14 protein-coding genes are annotated in these 15,081 nt (G+C 34.3%); 11 read left to right on the top strand and 3 right to left on the bottom strand.

The annotated features are described in order from the left end of the window. The 4 genes from rnpA to KF816_16145 are packed head-to-tail and all read left to right on the top strand — an operon-like array spanning position 1 to position 5,214. Positions 1-399: a ribonuclease P protein component gene (rnpA, locus tag KF816_16160; GenBank protein MBX3009557.1), complete on the top strand. Its 399-nt coding sequence runs from the start codon at positions 1-3 to the stop codon at positions 397-399. Between the two features lies 1 nt (position 400). After that, a complete protein-coding gene (gene yidD / locus KF816_16155; protein ID MBX3009556.1) occupies positions 401-610 on the top strand; it encodes a membrane protein insertion efficiency factor YidD in 210 nt (69 codons plus the stop codon). Between the two features lie 13 nt (positions 611-623). Next, positions 624-2,483 (top strand): membrane protein insertase YidC, encoded by a 1,860-nt coding sequence (yidC, locus tag KF816_16150; GenBank protein MBX3009555.1) that lies wholly within the window; start codon positions 624-626, stop codon positions 2,481-2,483. 25 nt (positions 2,484-2,508) lie between these two features. After that, a complete protein-coding gene (locus KF816_16145) occupies positions 2,509-5,214 on the top strand; it encodes a BamA/TamA family outer membrane protein (protein ID MBX3009554.1) in 2,706 nt (901 codons plus the stop codon). Between the two features lie 60 nt (positions 5,215-5,274). On the opposite strand, the gene KF816_16140 is transcribed toward KF816_16145, so the two are convergent. From KF816_16140 to KF816_16130, 3 genes are read right to left on the bottom strand one after another with little or no spacing between them, the layout of a single operon-like run. Then, positions 5,275-5,820 (bottom strand): hypothetical protein, encoded by a 546-nt coding sequence (locus tag KF816_16140; protein MBX3009553.1) that lies wholly within the window; start codon positions 5,818-5,820, stop codon positions 5,275-5,277. Then, complete coding sequence (locus tag KF816_16135) at positions 5,820-6,326, bottom strand: hypothetical protein (protein MBX3009552.1); 507 nt, start codon at positions 6,324-6,326, stop codon at positions 5,820-5,822. The genes KF816_16140 and KF816_16135 overlap by 1 nt, the downstream gene beginning before the upstream one ends. Position 6,327: 1 nt before the next feature. Continuing rightward, positions 6,328-6,711: a VOC family protein gene (locus tag KF816_16130; GenBank protein MBX3009551.1), complete on the bottom strand. Its 384-nt coding sequence runs from the start codon at positions 6,709-6,711 to the stop codon at positions 6,328-6,330. 262 nt (positions 6,712-6,973) lie between these two features. On the opposite strand from KF816_16130, the gene KF816_16125 reads away from it, so the two are divergent. The 7 genes from KF816_16125 to blaOXA all read left to right on the top strand — a co-directional run bounded on the left by KF816_16125 (position 6,974) and on the right by blaOXA (position 15,079). Beyond that, a complete protein-coding gene (locus tag KF816_16125) occupies positions 6,974-9,619 on the top strand; it encodes a carbohydrate binding family 9 domain-containing protein (GenBank protein MBX3009550.1) in 2,646 nt (881 codons plus the stop codon). Between the two features lie 213 nt (positions 9,620-9,832). Further along, complete coding sequence (locus KF816_16120; GenBank protein ID MBX3009549.1) at positions 9,833-10,822, top strand: isoaspartyl peptidase/L-asparaginase; 990 nt, start codon at positions 9,833-9,835, stop codon at positions 10,820-10,822. 27 nt (positions 10,823-10,849) lie between these two features. After that, a complete protein-coding gene (locus tag KF816_16115; protein MBX3009548.1) occupies positions 10,850-11,266 on the top strand; it encodes a DUF1761 domain-containing protein in 417 nt (138 codons plus the stop codon). Between the two features lie 24 nt (positions 11,267-11,290). Then, positions 11,291-11,935, top strand: a complete 645-nt coding sequence (locus KF816_16110) for an HAD-IA family hydrolase (protein ID MBX3009547.1) — start codon at positions 11,291-11,293, stop codon at positions 11,933-11,935. Positions 11,936-11,950: 15 nt separating this feature from the next. Next, on the top strand, positions 11,951-12,706 hold the full coding sequence (locus KF816_16105) for an enoyl-CoA hydratase/isomerase family protein (protein ID MBX3009546.1): 756 nt from the start codon (positions 11,951-11,953) through the stop codon (positions 12,704-12,706). Positions 12,707-12,806: 100 nt separating this feature from the next. Next, on the top strand, positions 12,807-14,291 hold the full coding sequence (locus KF816_16100; GenBank protein ID MBX3009545.1) for a hypothetical protein: 1,485 nt from the start codon (positions 12,807-12,809) through the stop codon (positions 14,289-14,291). A gap of 2 nt (positions 14,292-14,293) precedes the next feature. Continuing rightward, on the top strand, positions 14,294-15,079 hold the full coding sequence (blaOXA, locus tag KF816_16095; GenBank protein ID MBX3009544.1) for a class D beta-lactamase: 786 nt from the start codon (positions 14,294-14,296) through the stop codon (positions 15,077-15,079). Positions 15,080-15,081: the final 2 nt, after the last annotated feature.

The following is a 15,081-nucleotide window of genomic DNA, read 5'->3' as shown; positions in this document are numbered from 1 at the left end:
TTGAAAAAATTTGGTCTTTCTAAAAAAGAAAGAATCAAAAGTAAAAAGGATTTTCAGTTAATATACTCTGCCGGAGAAACGCTTCTTTCTTCATCGCAAAAATTAAAAGCTGTTTTTATCATTCAAAGTAATTCTGAAATGAGTGAAATAAAAACGGCTTTTGCTGTTTCAAGGAAGTGTGGAAACGCGGTGTGGCGCAACCGGGTTAAAAGACTCTTAAAAGAATCTTTTAGACTCAACAAAGAAATTTTGACGAATAGTGTTCATGACAAAGGGATAAATCTTAAAATAGTTTTTTCTCCTTATAATTTTAATCAGAAAAAGATTCCAAAAATCCATTTGAGTGAAATTATGCCCAGTGTAATTGAACTGATGAATATGATTGAGAAGAAATTATAAAATGCGAATGATTTTCGTTTCCCTTATAAAAGTATATCAAAAAATTATTTCGCCGTTATTTCCTCCGTCGTGCCGTTTTTATCCAACTTGTTCTGAGTATGCAGTTCAATCAATTACAAAGTATGGCATATTTAAAGGTGGAATAAAAGCTGTTTGGCGTATACTAAGATGTAACCCGTTTAATAAAGGCGGGATTGACCCAGTAGAATAAAATAGGACTTTTCATGGATAGACAGACTTCAATTGCATTTGTACTTATTGGTTTAGTTTTAGTTGTTTGGCTTTATTTTAATTCCCCAACTCCTCAGGATATTCCAAAAGATAAACCGGCACCGGCAGTAACCGAGAAAACAGACAGCACCGAGAATAATGATTCCCTTAAAGAATTAAGTGCTCCCGTCACAGCACAAATCCCGCTTGAACAAACCCCTTTTGGTACGTTACAAAACTCAATGGAAGAATTAATTACGGTTGAAACTGATTTAGCACGCATCGAATTTACGAATAAAGGGGGCAGAATTAAACGTTTCTACCTCAAGCAGTATAAAACTTGGTATCACTCCGATGTAAAAGACACCAGCTATTATACTCAGCAAGTTCAGTTAGTAAGTTCGAAATCAGGCGGCGACCTAAGTGTTATCTTCTTAACTAAAGAGGGAAAGCTTGTAAATACTTCAATCCTGGATTTTACTCCTTCTCTGAATAATTCACACTATATTATTAGTGGTAATGACTCTCTTTCGCTCTCCTACATCTTTTCTACCGATAATGGAAAGACTATTAAAAAGAATTTTAAGTTATTCGGCAATAATTATGCTTCGAAGATGGATCTAGAATTTGAGAATATGGATGATATTATAAGCGGATTTAGGTATGATTTGGTTTGGAGCAGCGGATTAAATTTTGTTGAAAAAAATGCTACCGATGAAGCAACCCATTCAAATGCGAGCGCATATATGGGAGAAGAGCAGGTTATTGTTGATGCTGCTTCAGACGGCTCAAAAATTACAAAAGACTTAAATGGCAAAGTTGACTGGATATCAATTAGAAATAAATACTTTACAATGTTAATTGCACCTGATAATCCTAAAAGCGAGGGAGGTGCATACTTTGAGGGTAATTATTATAAAAATAAATGGGGTGATCGGGAAACTTACAGTGCCAGTTTAAAAATTCCTTTCAATGATCAAAAGTATCAGAAAGACTCATTTACTTTTTATCTTGGACCTATTCAGTATGATATCCTCAAAGCATATAATCTTAATTTTGAAAAAGTTGTTGATTTTGGAAGTTTCTTTGGCTTGAAGTTTATTATTCGCCCGATTTCAGAATATGTTTTGCTTCCTCTGTTCAAGTTTCTTCACAGTTTTGTGCCAAATTTTGGATTTGTAATTATTCTCTTTTCAATAATAATTAAAATAGCATTGCATCCACTTACTCGTCAAAGTTTATACTCAATGCGTAAGATGCAGTTGCTTCAGCCAAAAATTAATGAGATGAAGGAGAAGTTTAAAGATAATCCGCAAAAGCAGCAGCAAGAAACAATGAAGCTTTATTCTACTTATGGAATAAATCCGATGGGAGGATGTTTACCCATGATACTTCAGATGCCAATATTTATTGCGTTGTGGAGCTTGTTTAATAACGCGGTTGAAATTAGACAGCAGCCATTTATGTTCTGGATAAATAATTTATCAGCACCGGATGTGTTAGTAAGACTCCCGTTTACTATCCCACTATTTGAGATTAATATAATAAGCGGTTTGGCTGTTCTAATGGGCGTAACTATGTTCATTCAACAAAAAATGAGCATCAAGGATCCATCTCAAAAAGCACTAGTTTATATTATGCCTGTAATGTTTACATTAATGTTTATGACTTTTCCTTCGGGATTAAACCTCTACTATTTTATGTTCAATTTACTTTCGATAATCCAGCAATATTATGTAACACACAAGAAAGGTCAGGAAGAACTTGTACCAGTAGCCGATCCAAATAAAAAGAAAGGTTTTATGGCAAGGATGATGGAAGCCGCCGAAAAACAGGCGCAAGCACAAAAAAAATTGAGCGGTAAGAAAAAATAAATTTTAGAGCGGTAAGAATTATCTGATGATACAACAAATAAAAAAGATTCTTTTTGCAATTGTGTTCAGTACAGGGATTCTTTCCGCTCAAATAAATACAACCATTGAGTTACAACTCACCGAAAAAACATTACCCTTTGGAATTATAGAAAAAGTACCTGTAAATTTTCCTAAAATTGGATTAGCCCTAAGTGGCGGAGGTGCCCGCTCAATTTCACAACTTGGAGTGCTTAGGGCATTCGAAGAGGAAAATATTCCTATCAACATGATTCTTGGAACAAGCATGGGAAGCATCGTTGGGGGATTATACTCAGCGGGCTACTCACTAACCCAACTGGATTCAATTCTTAAGATCGTTGATTGGAATTCGTTTTTCTCACCGCAACAATCGGGACGTAATGAATTATTTATTGATCAAAAAATAACTGAGGATAGAGCAATTGTTACTTTTAGATTGGATGGATTTAATCTAATATTACCAACAGCTGTGTCAACAGGACAACGAGCCTCAAATTTTCTAAATTTATTAGCGGTTAACGCTCCAATTCAAAATTATTCTGATTATGACAAATTGCTTTATAAGTACAGAGCAATAAGTAGTGATTTAGTTTCCGGTAAAGAGGTAGTACTTAATAAAGGTCCACTTGGTACTTCGATGAGGGCTAGCTCAAGCGTAACACTTTTACTTCCTCCTGTTAAAAGCGATACACTTTTATTAGTGGATGGTGGACTCGTTGCAAATGTGCCTGCACGCCAAACAAAAAAAATGGGAGCCGATATAATTGTAGCCGTAAATTCTTCCAGTCCTTTATATACTCAGCCCGAGCTTAATTTTCCATGGATAATAGCTGATCAGCTAGTAAGCATCCCTATGAATATATTAAACGATCAACAATTAGAAGTAGCTGACTTCGTAATAACGCCATCGTTAAATGGAAGAAAAAATAATGATTTCAGTGACTTTGATTTCTTGGTTGAACAAGGTTACAAGGCAGGAAAGGCTGCTGCTGTTGAAATAAAAAAAGATTTCATACAAAAGTTTAAAAGTTCTCTAGAGCTGGAAGAAAGATATTTCAGAAATCTTACAATAAGTAATGATGCTGATGAAATAACAAAAGAAATATTTGATAAAATAAATTTGCGGGATTCAGTATCTATAGAAGACCTTTATTATAAGCTTTATGAATTTCAAAGGACTGGCAGGTGGTCAGAAATTAAATTTCATATTGAAGAACAAAAGACGAATAATATATTCTCAGTTGTTGCAATTGAAAATCCATTAATTGAAGATATTATTATTGCAGGTGCTTATGGTTTGGATTTAGTCTGGCTGGAAGAATTTATTGCAAGTAATATCAACAAATACTTCTCCGGCAACTCAATTTTTTCTATTTGCTTAAATCTAATACGAGAATACCGCAATAATGGATATTCTCTTGCGAACATCAAATCAGTTAGTTTTAACAATGAAAATGGTACTTTGATTATTTCGGTAGAAGAGGGGGTTGTTGAAAGTATAAATGTTTCGGGTAATAGAAAGACAAATCCGGTATTAATTTTGCGGGAACTACCAATGAATCCCGGTGAAATATTTAAGTATGAATCTGCTGAAAAAGGATTGGTGAATATTAGAAGTACCGATCTTTTTGAGAATGTTGAACTAACCGCTGATTTAAAAGATGGTAAGGTAAATGTTAATATTAACATTACAGAAAAAGTAACCGGAATTTTGCGCGCCGGCTTTCGGATTGATAACGAAAATTTTAATCAACTATCGCTAGATATACGTGAAGAAAATCTCTTTGGCTCAGGTACAGAAATTGGGTTTACAGCTTCAGGTGGGTCTCGAAATAGGTCTTTCAGTCTTGAGCAAAAATCTAACAGAGTATTTGAAACTTACCTAACTTACAAACTGAAATTCTTTCATGATTTTAATGATGTTAATGTTTATAAAAATATTCAAACAAATACATTATCAAAATTTAGACGTGATAAATCGGAGGAGTACAGACAAATATTTTATGGCGGTTCCTTTGGAATTGGTTCTCAGGTTCAAAAATTTGGAAATCTCTTATTTGAAGCGCGTTATCAGAGGGATGAAATAAAAAATAAATCAGATTATTCGGGTCAAACTTATAAAATTGACATATCTAGTTTTAGAATCTCTTTGTCGGTAGATTCACAAAACGATTATCCTTTTCCCACTTCGGGAATACAATTTAAAGGATACTATGAGACAGCTCAAACTGCGCTTGGCGGTGATATCGGGTACGCGAAAATATTTATAGATTATAAAAGTATTCTTAGCCTAAGTCCAAATCATGTTTGGGGATTTAGAACAATGGTTGGATTTGCCGATAATACACTTCCTCTTAGCCAGCAATTTTCACTTGGCGGACAAAATTCTTTTTTTGGTATGCGAGACTACGAGTATCGAGGTAGACAAGTTATCTTGGGGTCTCTTGAATATCGGTATAAGCTTCCATTCAAACTATTCTTTGACAGTTTTGTAAAATTAAGATATGATTTAGGTTCTATTTGGGAAAATCGAGAAGCAATCAGATTTAAAGATTTACAACATGGAACCGGGGCTACTTTATCTATAAAAACTCCAATCGGTCCGGCAGATTTCTCCGTTGGGAAAAGTTTTCTACTGCAGAAAAATATAAGTAATAATCCAATACTCTGGGGACCAACATATTTTTATTTTACGATTGGTTATTATTATTAGTAGAGGTTGTAATTTTAATAGATGAACCCACAAGATTGTGAACATCTCAACAAAACCTCCTCAACTTTTTTTTCTTCGTTCCTCCTCTGCCGCTTTAATGCCTAATGATAGATATTTTGCTTCCAGTTGTGAATCTTTTAATCTTTTATAATGATTTGCCAATCCAAAATAGACTTTACTTTTAGATTCCACATTATGCACGCTTGATAAAACTTTGTTTATAATATCTTGATTAAAGGATGTGTCAAAATCGTAGTTAATAAGTTTTAATAAACTCAGGTATGGAATGAATACATCGGGTTTTGAATCTAAAGCTCTCGAGTAGTAATTAAAAGATTCCTCCATTCTAATTTGTTCTTTTTGAAAATTCTCAAAAATATTGGCTGTCCACATCAATAAATCATATCCAAATCTGGGAAATGTTGTAATAAGTTTTTCGGTGTACATTTTAATTTCGTCAACAGACAACGCTTGATTAGCGATGAGAGCCTTATAAATATCAATAGATTCAAAATTATACTTTATCGACTCGGCAAAAGCATCGAATAACTCGTTGTTATCGGAAGAGTAAAGAAATATTCTTTCAATTTCTTTTTTAAGATCCATTAGCTTAAATTCTTTTTCATTAACATTAGCAGGTTATCCTTCGTGAATCTTGGCACATCCTCATTAAACATTACTGTTTCATTTTTATCCCATTGAAGTAATTCACATTCAATGAAATTATGAAATCCAAGTCGAACAATTCTTCGGTCACATAAACTAAATTTATCATCAAAAACTATAAACGCAAGAAAAACAGGCATACCGGTTTTTGCTTCCCACCTGATATATGATTCAATAGCGCGTTTATTAGCAATAAATTTATTTGATTTCTTCCCCTTCCAATCTAACAGTGAAAATTTTCCTTTATGCTCAATAATTATATCTGGTTTATCATTCCCTTTTTCCCATGACTTTTCTAGTCTTCTATCCTCACCGAATGGAATAAAACTTATTCCCCATTGAGTTAGCAGATTATTTCCGTGAGTTTCAGCAAGATCATGCAACTTATAATTACTTCGAAATTTACTTTTCTCTTTAAATGGTTTAAAAGATAACGTTTCCATCATTTTAATATTTCTCGAACAATACTAATACTGCCCCAGCTGGATCCTCAATTACGCAGTACTTTCCCATATTGGCGTAGTTTTTAACTTCATCAATTATTTTACCACCATAATTAATAACCTGAGCAAGACTTTGATCGAGGTTTTTGACAGTGATGTATATTAACCATTTTGAGGGGAGATTACTATTGAAACCGAGTTTATGACAAATTCCGGCGACCGGCAAATTATTTTCCGATTTCATTACATAATCATTATAATCCCCCATAGCATGTTCCTCGAAACTCCATCCCACCACTGATGAATAAAAATCTCTAATTCCGGAGGCATCCTCTACGGTTAAATCAATCCATCCAATTGTTCCAACTTCACTTTTATTATCGCTCATACTATTCCTTTCTTTTTTATTATTCTTGTGTTAAAGAACTCTTCTTCTAAAAATTATAATCGAACAACTACCAATGCCGGGAAAAATTAACCCTTGCTGTAAAATAAAAAAATATGATTAGGTAAGTGTAAAAAAAATACCCCTATAAAAATTCCGATATTCCAATAGATTTTCTAATAAAATGAGAAAATTTGTTGAAAATATTTACGTAACCTTAATAAGGGTCGCAAGTCTAAAGTAGCGTTAATTGAAAGAGAATTTGATGAAAATAGTATTTGCCATTATTCTAATAATCCCAATTATTTTACTAGCCGAACGCAAAAGTACAAATCATAAAAGTGTGCCCGCTTTTAAAATTTCGAGAACGGAAATAGAAGTTGATGGAAAATTAAATGAGCCATTCTGGAATGGTGAGGCGGTCACCGGTTTTGTCCAGAAAGATCCCCAAGAGGGGAATCCGGCAACAGAAGAAACTAATGTTTGGGTGGCTTATGATGAAGATTATATCTATGTAGCTGCCCGGCTTAAAGATTCCCAGCCAAATATGATCGATCTAAGTTTAACAAGAAGAGATGCGGGATATGAGTCGGATAAATTTGCATTCTTTGTCGATCCATATAATGATAAAAAGACAGGCTATTTTTTTGTGGTTAATGCAAGCGGTTCAATATCAGATGGTATTTTGTTTAACGATAGTTGGGATGATGATACCTGGGATGGTGTGTGGGAGGCAAAAACTTCAGTTGATGAATTTGGCTGGATAGTGGAAATGAAAATTCCATTCTCTCAACTACGCTTTAATAAAGCTGATGAAATGGTTTGGGGAGTTAATTTCGGGAGAGAAATTAAAAGATTAAAAGAGCAATCATATTTTGTGATGGTTCCAAAAAATGAAAGTGGTTTTGTTTCCCGTTTCGCCGAACTAAAAGGACTCAAGAATATAAACCCAAGTCAAAGATTCGAAATTCTTCCTTACATTGTTCAAAAGGCTCAATACTTAAAACATGAATCGGATGATCCTTTTTATAAATCCAATCAATATAAAACCACCCTTGGCGCCGATCTTAAAATTGGGCTTGGAAGTAGTTTAAATATTGATGCTACAATTAATCCCGATTTTGGGCAGGTTGAAGTTGATCCTGCAGTAATTAATCTTTCCGCCTTTGAATCTTACTTTCAGGAAAAGAGACCCTTTTTTATCGAAGGCTCGAGCACATTTATGTTTGGAATTGATGGGGCTAATAACAATTGGGGCTTCAACTTCGGCTGGCCGGAATTGTTTTATTCCCGTAGAATTGGCCGTTCTCCGCAAGGTTCAACATCTGATGCTAATTATATAAACTACCCCACTGAATCCCGAATATTGGGAGCGGCTAAGTTAACCGGCAAAATTGATGAGCAAACTACCATTGGGGCTATCAGTGCTGTTACAGAAAGAACATATGCAAAACTTTACAATGATGGATTGAAAACAAATGAAGAAGTTGAGCCCTTTAGCCATTATGGAATTATTAGACTAAAAAGAGAATTAAATGGGGGAATGCAATCTGTAGGTTTAATAGCAACCAGTGTAAATCGTGATTTAAGTTACACTCCTCTTAGTGGATCACTTGCAAAAAACGCGTTTACTTTTGGCTTGGACGGATACACATTCTTGGATGATAAAAAAATATACGTCGTTACTGGAGCTTTCGCTGGTTCTTATATACATGGTACAAAAGAATTTATGGGGTTATTACAGAAAAAGGAATACAGATATTTTCAACGTCCTGATGCGACTTATGCAACATTCAATCCTAATTTAGAATCACTCGGCGGGTGGTATGGTCGATTGATGCTCAACAAGCAGGAGGGAGATTTTTATATTAACGCTGCACTTGGTGCTGCTTCACCCGGGTTTGAGCATAATGATCTTGGATTCCAATTTGCGGCAGATAGAATAAACTCGCATTTAGTTTTAGGTTATAGATGGTTTCAGCCGGATGGAATATTTAGAAGAAAAATGATTTATGTAGCTCACGCAAGAACTTTTGATTTTGAAGGAAATTTACTTAGTAATTTTATTTGGGCAAATACAAATTTTCAGTTCGAAAATTATTGGGGATTTGGATTAAGGGGAAATTACACATTTGAAACATTTGATAAGTTCAGTACCCGGGGAGGTCCATTAATGCTAAGACCTTCAGAATATGTTTTAGATTTTAACAGCTATTCAGACAGTCGTGAAAAATTAATTTTTGAATTATATGGCACTTATGCAAAAGATAAAATTGGTGGAAGCTATAAACAATTTGAGTTGGATTTCGATTGGCGCCCAAATTCTCAAATTCAATTTAGTATTGGTCCCGGAATACAAATAAGTAGAGAGCAAAACCAATGGGTTGGTAATTTTGATGATGTTTTAGCCTCAAAAACTTATAACACGCGCCATGTATTTGCCAGATTAGATCAAAAAGTAATTTCAGGAAATATAAGATTAAATTGGACTTTTACGCCACAACTATCACTTCAGTTATTCATGCAGCCCTTATTTGCAGTTGGAGATTATAGCAATTATAAAGAATTGGCAAAACCTCGCTCTTTAGACTTTTTCTACTTTGGACAAAATGGATCATCTATAAATTATGATAAAACTAAAGAAGAATACACTGCTGACCCTGATGGACAGGGCGGTGCCTCACCAATTGTTTTTAACAATCCTAATTTTAATTTTAAATCGCTCAGAGGTAATGCAGTATTGAGATGGGAGTTTATGCCTGGTTCAATATTCTATTTTGTGTGGTCTCATAATCAGCAGAATTATGATGATCCCGGAAACATGGATTTCAGGAGAGACTTCAAAAATCTGTGGAATGCCAAAGGGGATGATGTGTTTATGATTAAATTCTCTTACTGGTTTGATGCCTAATTAATTATTGGGATATGACAAAATCTGTCCTCTTTTCTGCAACGCTAATCAGTTGTGCGAAGCTATATCTTTCATTCAAAAGAATTACTCAATTGGTAAATACCAGTTTGTAATATAATATCGTAAAAGAAATCTATTAATTTCAAATAAATGATTGATTTTCTTTTTCTTATCAAATAAATTCAATTCATTATCTCATAAAAATGTTCAGGTATGAATAGACCATTCAGAATTAAGCTAGTTATTTTAATTCTCTTAATCAGTTGTGATATTTACTCACAAGACAAAAAGTTCGGGATTGTAATACATGGTGGCGCCGGGAAAATTGTTAAGGAGAATTTTAGTGATGAGCAACAAAAACAATATAGAGAAAAATTAGAAGAAGCCCTCCAATCAGGTTACTCAATCCTAGAAAAAAATGGTAATAGCCTCGACGCTGTTATTGCCGCAATTAATATTTTAGAAGATTCACCACTCTTTAATGCTGGTAAAGGTGCGGTTCTTACAAATGAGGGAAAGGCTGAACTAGACGCGTCAATTATGGATGGTAAAACTCTTGCGGCAGGAGCTGTTGCAGGGCTTTCACATATTAAAAATCCTATAAATCTTGCCCGGTTGGTTATGGAGAAATCATCCCATGTGTTTTTAATTGGAGATGGAGCCGAATTATTTGCAAAGGAAAACAATGTTGAGATGGTCGATAATAATTACTTTATTACCGAGGAAAGATGGAATAGTTATAAAAGAATGAAAAAAAATGAAGAGGAAAAAAAGAAAGCGAGCAAATCTGGTACGGTTGGTGCGGTGGCTTTAGATAAAAATGGTAATCTCGCCGCCGGCACATCAACTGGCGGAATGATGATGAAGCGATATGGCAGGGTGGGGGATGCGCCAATAATTGGGGCCGGTACCTACGCAAATAATAAAACTTGCGCTGTTTCAGCTACCGGTTATGGAGAGTATTTTATACGTTTAGGAATTGCAAAAGATATTTCTTCTATTATCGAATATAAGAATTATACCTTGGAACAAGCCGCAAATGAAGTAATCAATGAGAAGTTGACATCTTTGGGAGGATATGGTGGAGTTATTTGTATTGATAAAGATGGAAATATTTCCATGCCATTTACAACCGAGGGAATGTTTAGAGGATTTTATTTAAGTGGTATTAACCCAACCGTTCTATTATTTAAAAATGAATAAGAGTTTTATTAGTACAGGAAATTAAATATGACTGACGCGAGCATTAATTATTTAGCGGTACTTGTATGTGCATTAATTTCTTTGGGATTAGGATATTTTTGGTACAGCCCTTTTTTATTCGGAAAGATATGGATTGAATCAATAGATAAAACTGAAGAGGAAATTGAAAAGGAGCACAATCCTTTAAAAACTTACCCGTTGCTTTTTTTAGCCCAACTCGTGATGGCTTATATACTTGCAAGATTAATGGTTTATGCCGATGCTACAACTTTAGCCGAAGGAGTGAGAATTGCTTTTTTATGCTGGATTGGATTTACTGCGGCAACAATGTATGTTAATTCAATATTTGAGGGAACAAAACTAAAAAAACTTGGAGTGGATTCAGGTTACCACCTTGTTGTGTTTCTTACTTATGGAGTTATTCTTGGAATTTGGCATTCTTAATTTAAAATATTTTATGATTCATAAATGAAAATTCGACTTGCAGTTTTTGATCTGGATGGTACAATTATAAAATCGCATGAAAATATTTATAAGGCCATGATTGCTTCACTTCTAAAAATCAACATATTTGTTACAGTGGATAAATCTAAATTTTATCAAATGATTGGCGCTCATTTCGAGGATATATTTAAAGAAATGAAAATTCCTGTAACCGATTTTAATTTGTTCATAAAATATTACAAAGAATTTTATTTTCATTTTATAGATTCTTCTACACTTTATCCCAACGTGAATGATACAATTAGATTGCTAAACCAAAATAGTATATTAGTAGCATTGTTAACTACAAAAGGCCAAGACCAAGCAGAGTTGAATCTAAGGCATTTTAAGTTGTTTGAAAAGTTTAACTATGTAATGGGAAGAAGACCAGGATTGCAGCACAAACCTTCACCCGAACCTCTATTGAAAATATGTGCGGATTTGGAGATATCACCAACCGAGACTATTATAGTAGGTGATTCTGAGTTGGATATTCTTTGTGGTAAAAATGCTGGAACAAGAACTTGCGCTGTAACTTATGGATATAGAACAAGAGAAGAATTAGAAAAATATACGCCAGATTTTGTAATTGATGATTTTGCTGAAATAGTTGACGTCATAAACTCCTAATTAAATGGAGGCAGCATGGAAAAGGGTAAAGTTGTTGGAAGTCTTGTTAATGGAGTAGCAACCATAAATTTTAGCCATCCCAAAAGTAATTCCCTTACGGCAGATCTCGCAGATGAAATTACCGCGCTAATAGAGAAATATTCCTCCGAAGTAAAAGCTCATGTAATTATTATCAGAAGTGAGGGTGAGAAGATATTTTGCGCAGGCGCTTCGTTTGATGAGTTGCTAAATATAAATGACGAAGAGAGCGGGAAGAAATTTTTCATGTGTTTTGCAAGATTGTTAAATGCGATGAGAAATTGTTCAAAGTTTATTATTGCAAGAGTGCATGGGAAAGCTGTTGGAGGAGGGGTTGGAATTGCCGCCGCCGCCGATTATACTTTCGCTATGAGTGAAGCTTCAGTTCGACTTAGTGAATTGCAATTAGGACTTGGACCATTTGTAGTAGGACCAGCTATTGAAAGAAAAATTGGTAAAACGGCATTTATAACAATGTCTATTGATGCTGAATGGCACGACGCTTTTTGGGCAAAACAAAATGGGTTGTTCACAAAAGTATTTCCTTCCAAGCACGATCTTGATGAAGCAGTCGCAGAGCTATCCAGAAAAATCTCAATTTGTAACCCGGAAGCAATTGAAAATATGAAAAGAGTATTTTGGGAGGGAACTGAGAATTGGGATAAACTTTTGGAAGAGAGGGCGGAAATAAGCGGGAAATTAGTGCTATCCGACTTTACCAAGAACTACTTGAAAAGTTTTAAGCAACTCTGATGATTTAAAGGTCGTAGTGCTAGTGAACTTTTTCGGATTACAAACCGGCAATTCCTTTGCAAAACACAAATGATGTGAATCTTACTTGGGCATCCCACTAATGTTACATTTTATTAAAAAGTATAAAGAAGTAATAATCTTAATTGCGGTTTATATTTTAAGTACCGCTGTTCGACTTAAAATTAATTTTGCCACTGAATTTATTCCGGGAAATATAAGTGCTTATTATCTATTACAGGTGCGCTCAATAATTGAGGAGGGTAGAATACTCTTTAATGATTTTCCAATCTTGTTCTGGATACAAGCTATTCCAACTTATCTATTCACACAATTTGAATTTACCTCAATAGACAAAATTATTGACTATTCAGTTCGAACTTTTGATTCGATTGTTCCGCCAATGCTGATTTTTGTGACATTTCACTTTTCAAAAAAAAATATGCCCGGCGAACAAAATTGGACTTGCCGTTTAATCATTTCGGCATTCGCGGTATCCTACATCGCTTTTTTCGAACTGATATCAGATTATCAGAAAAACTCATTTTCGTTAATCCTAATAATGGCTGTAATTACAGTAGTAAGTCAGTTGAGATATTATGGCAAAAGAAAAAACCTATTCACAATCGTTCCGCTAGTTGTTGCTGCGGGACTTACACACTTTGGGTCTTTTATTGTTGTTATGCTACTTCTAATCGCTTATATATTGATCGATTCGGTAATGGCAAAAAGTATAAGAAAATTATTTTTGATGCTATTGGGAGCGAGTATAATATATACTATTACTTATCTCTTCATCTATTTAACCAGCCCGCATCGTGCCGGAGAGTTTTTGAAAATTCCTTTAACCATTTTTGATAATTCAATTTTAATTTCATGGATTAAAGGAAAGCAGATTATTACTACTTCTGCTCTTGCAACCTCAATCATAATGAATGGGATTGCTTTACTCTCAATTGTTAAACTGGTTAGAAATTATAATAAGATTGATTATAGTAACCGCATTTCAATTATGTCATTTATTTTTATTGCTCTGCTTCTTTCGAGTCCACTCATAGGAATTACCACAGCAGACAGAATACAATTCATCGCATATTTATTCGGAATACCTCTGGTTGTGTTTATGTTAAATTATACAATGATCAAGAAGAAGAGGGTAATAAAGATTATTCTGACACTCATCTGTGTTGTATCTGTTTATTCTGCATACATGAGAGAAGTTAACAGTGTAATGAATAAATATATTTATGCTCAACTTAATGAAATGAGGATATTGCTCAATGATAACAAACGAGAGCTATTTGTCGCGCGACACGGAATGGAGTTTTGGGTTTCGATGAGTCTTAGAGAAGATGTTGCGAGAGAGGATCATTTAGCTCCAGGTTATTGGAGCGCTTATGACGATGTGCTCTTCATTCACCAAAAGAAAGGAATTCCTAATTATAGAAACGCTGGAACAATTGGAATGCAGTTCAGAGAACCATTTCTTCCCCCAAACTCAAAATTAATTTTCAGTAATGAATATTTTGATGTTTATAAATCATATTTTCCGCCAGATGATTTTTCTGTTTTTAAAATTGGAGAGTAGTGATGATAGGCAAAAAAGTTTTAATACTATTGTGCGTGTTTAATTTGGCTGTAATTGCAGAAAAACATGATTCTACTTTTGTTAAAAAATTGTTTGAAGATACTGATGCAACCATGTTAATTTGTGATCAAGATGGTAGTGCTGTATTTCTATATAACGAGGAAAGATCGAAGCAAAGGTATGTGCCCGCGTCAACTTTCAAAATCCCCAATTCAATAATCGCGATTGAAACAAAAGTGCTTGCTGATACGAATCAAATTATTAAATGGGATGGAATTAAGCGGGATATGCTGGAATGGAACAGAGATCATAATTTATCTTCTGCATTGAAGTACTCGGTGGTACCTTTTTATCAAGAATTCGCTAGACAAGTTGGAGCAAAAAAATATATGGAATATTTAACATCTATGAATTATGGTAACAAAGTAATTGGAAATAGAGTTGACTATTTCTGGCTTGATAACTCACTGCAAATTTCAGCAATAGAACAAATCGATTTTCTCAGAAAATTATTGCATCACCAGCTTCCATTTGAAAAGAAGAATATAGAAATAGTAAAGAATATTATGTCGATTAGAAAATATGGAGAATCATCAATTAAATTTAAAACTGGAACGGGAAAATTAAATGATACATCTTATGTGGCCTGGCTGGTTGGTTTTGTAGCGCATGAAAATAAAACATATCTATTCGCGTTTAATTGTTCGGGAAAATCATTTGCTGAAGTTAGCGATCTAAGAAATAGACTCCCTTATTCGGTAATCGAGAAAATTATAATTGGAATTTAAGT

Source organism: Melioribacteraceae bacterium, from assembly GCA_019638015.1.
In the GTDB taxonomy this organism is placed as follows: domain Bacteria; phylum Bacteroidota; class Ignavibacteria; order Ignavibacteriales; family Melioribacteraceae; genus JAHBUP01.
Note: the sequence above shows the minus strand (reverse complement) of the source record. Positions and strands in the feature narration are given on the sequence as shown.

Coding starts and splice junctions, on each gene's coding strand:
- yidD (MBX3009556.1), top strand. CDS start 401: ATGCGAATGATTTTCGTTTCCCTTATAAAAGTATATCAAAAAATTATT.
- yidC (MBX3009555.1), top strand. CDS start 624: ATGGATAGACAGACTTCAATTGCATTTGTACTTATTGGTTTAGTTTTA.
- KF816_16145 (MBX3009554.1), top strand. CDS start 2,509: ATGATACAACAAATAAAAAAGATTCTTTTTGCAATTGTGTTCAGTACA.
- KF816_16140 (MBX3009553.1), bottom strand. CDS start 5,820: ATGGATCTTAAAAAAGAAATTGAAAGAATATTTCTTTACTCTTCCGAT.
- KF816_16135 (MBX3009552.1), bottom strand. CDS start 6,326: ATGATGGAAACGTTATCTTTTAAACCATTTAAAGAGAAAAGTAAATTT.
- KF816_16130 (MBX3009551.1), bottom strand. CDS start 6,711: ATGAGCGATAATAAAAGTGAAGTTGGAACAATTGGATGGATTGATTTA.
- KF816_16125 (MBX3009550.1), top strand. CDS start 6,974: ATGAAAATAGTATTTGCCATTATTCTAATAATCCCAATTATTTTACTA.
- KF816_16120 (MBX3009549.1), top strand. CDS start 9,833: ATGAATAGACCATTCAGAATTAAGCTAGTTATTTTAATTCTCTTAATC.
- KF816_16115 (MBX3009548.1), top strand. CDS start 10,850: ATGACTGACGCGAGCATTAATTATTTAGCGGTACTTGTATGTGCATTA.
- KF816_16110 (MBX3009547.1), top strand. CDS start 11,291: ATGAAAATTCGACTTGCAGTTTTTGATCTGGATGGTACAATTATAAAA.
- KF816_16105 (MBX3009546.1), top strand. CDS start 11,951: ATGGAAAAGGGTAAAGTTGTTGGAAGTCTTGTTAATGGAGTAGCAACC.
- KF816_16100 (MBX3009545.1), top strand. CDS start 12,807: ATGTTACATTTTATTAAAAAGTATAAAGAAGTAATAATCTTAATTGCG.
- blaOXA (MBX3009544.1), top strand. CDS start 14,294: ATGATAGGCAAAAAAGTTTTAATACTATTGTGCGTGTTTAATTTGGCT.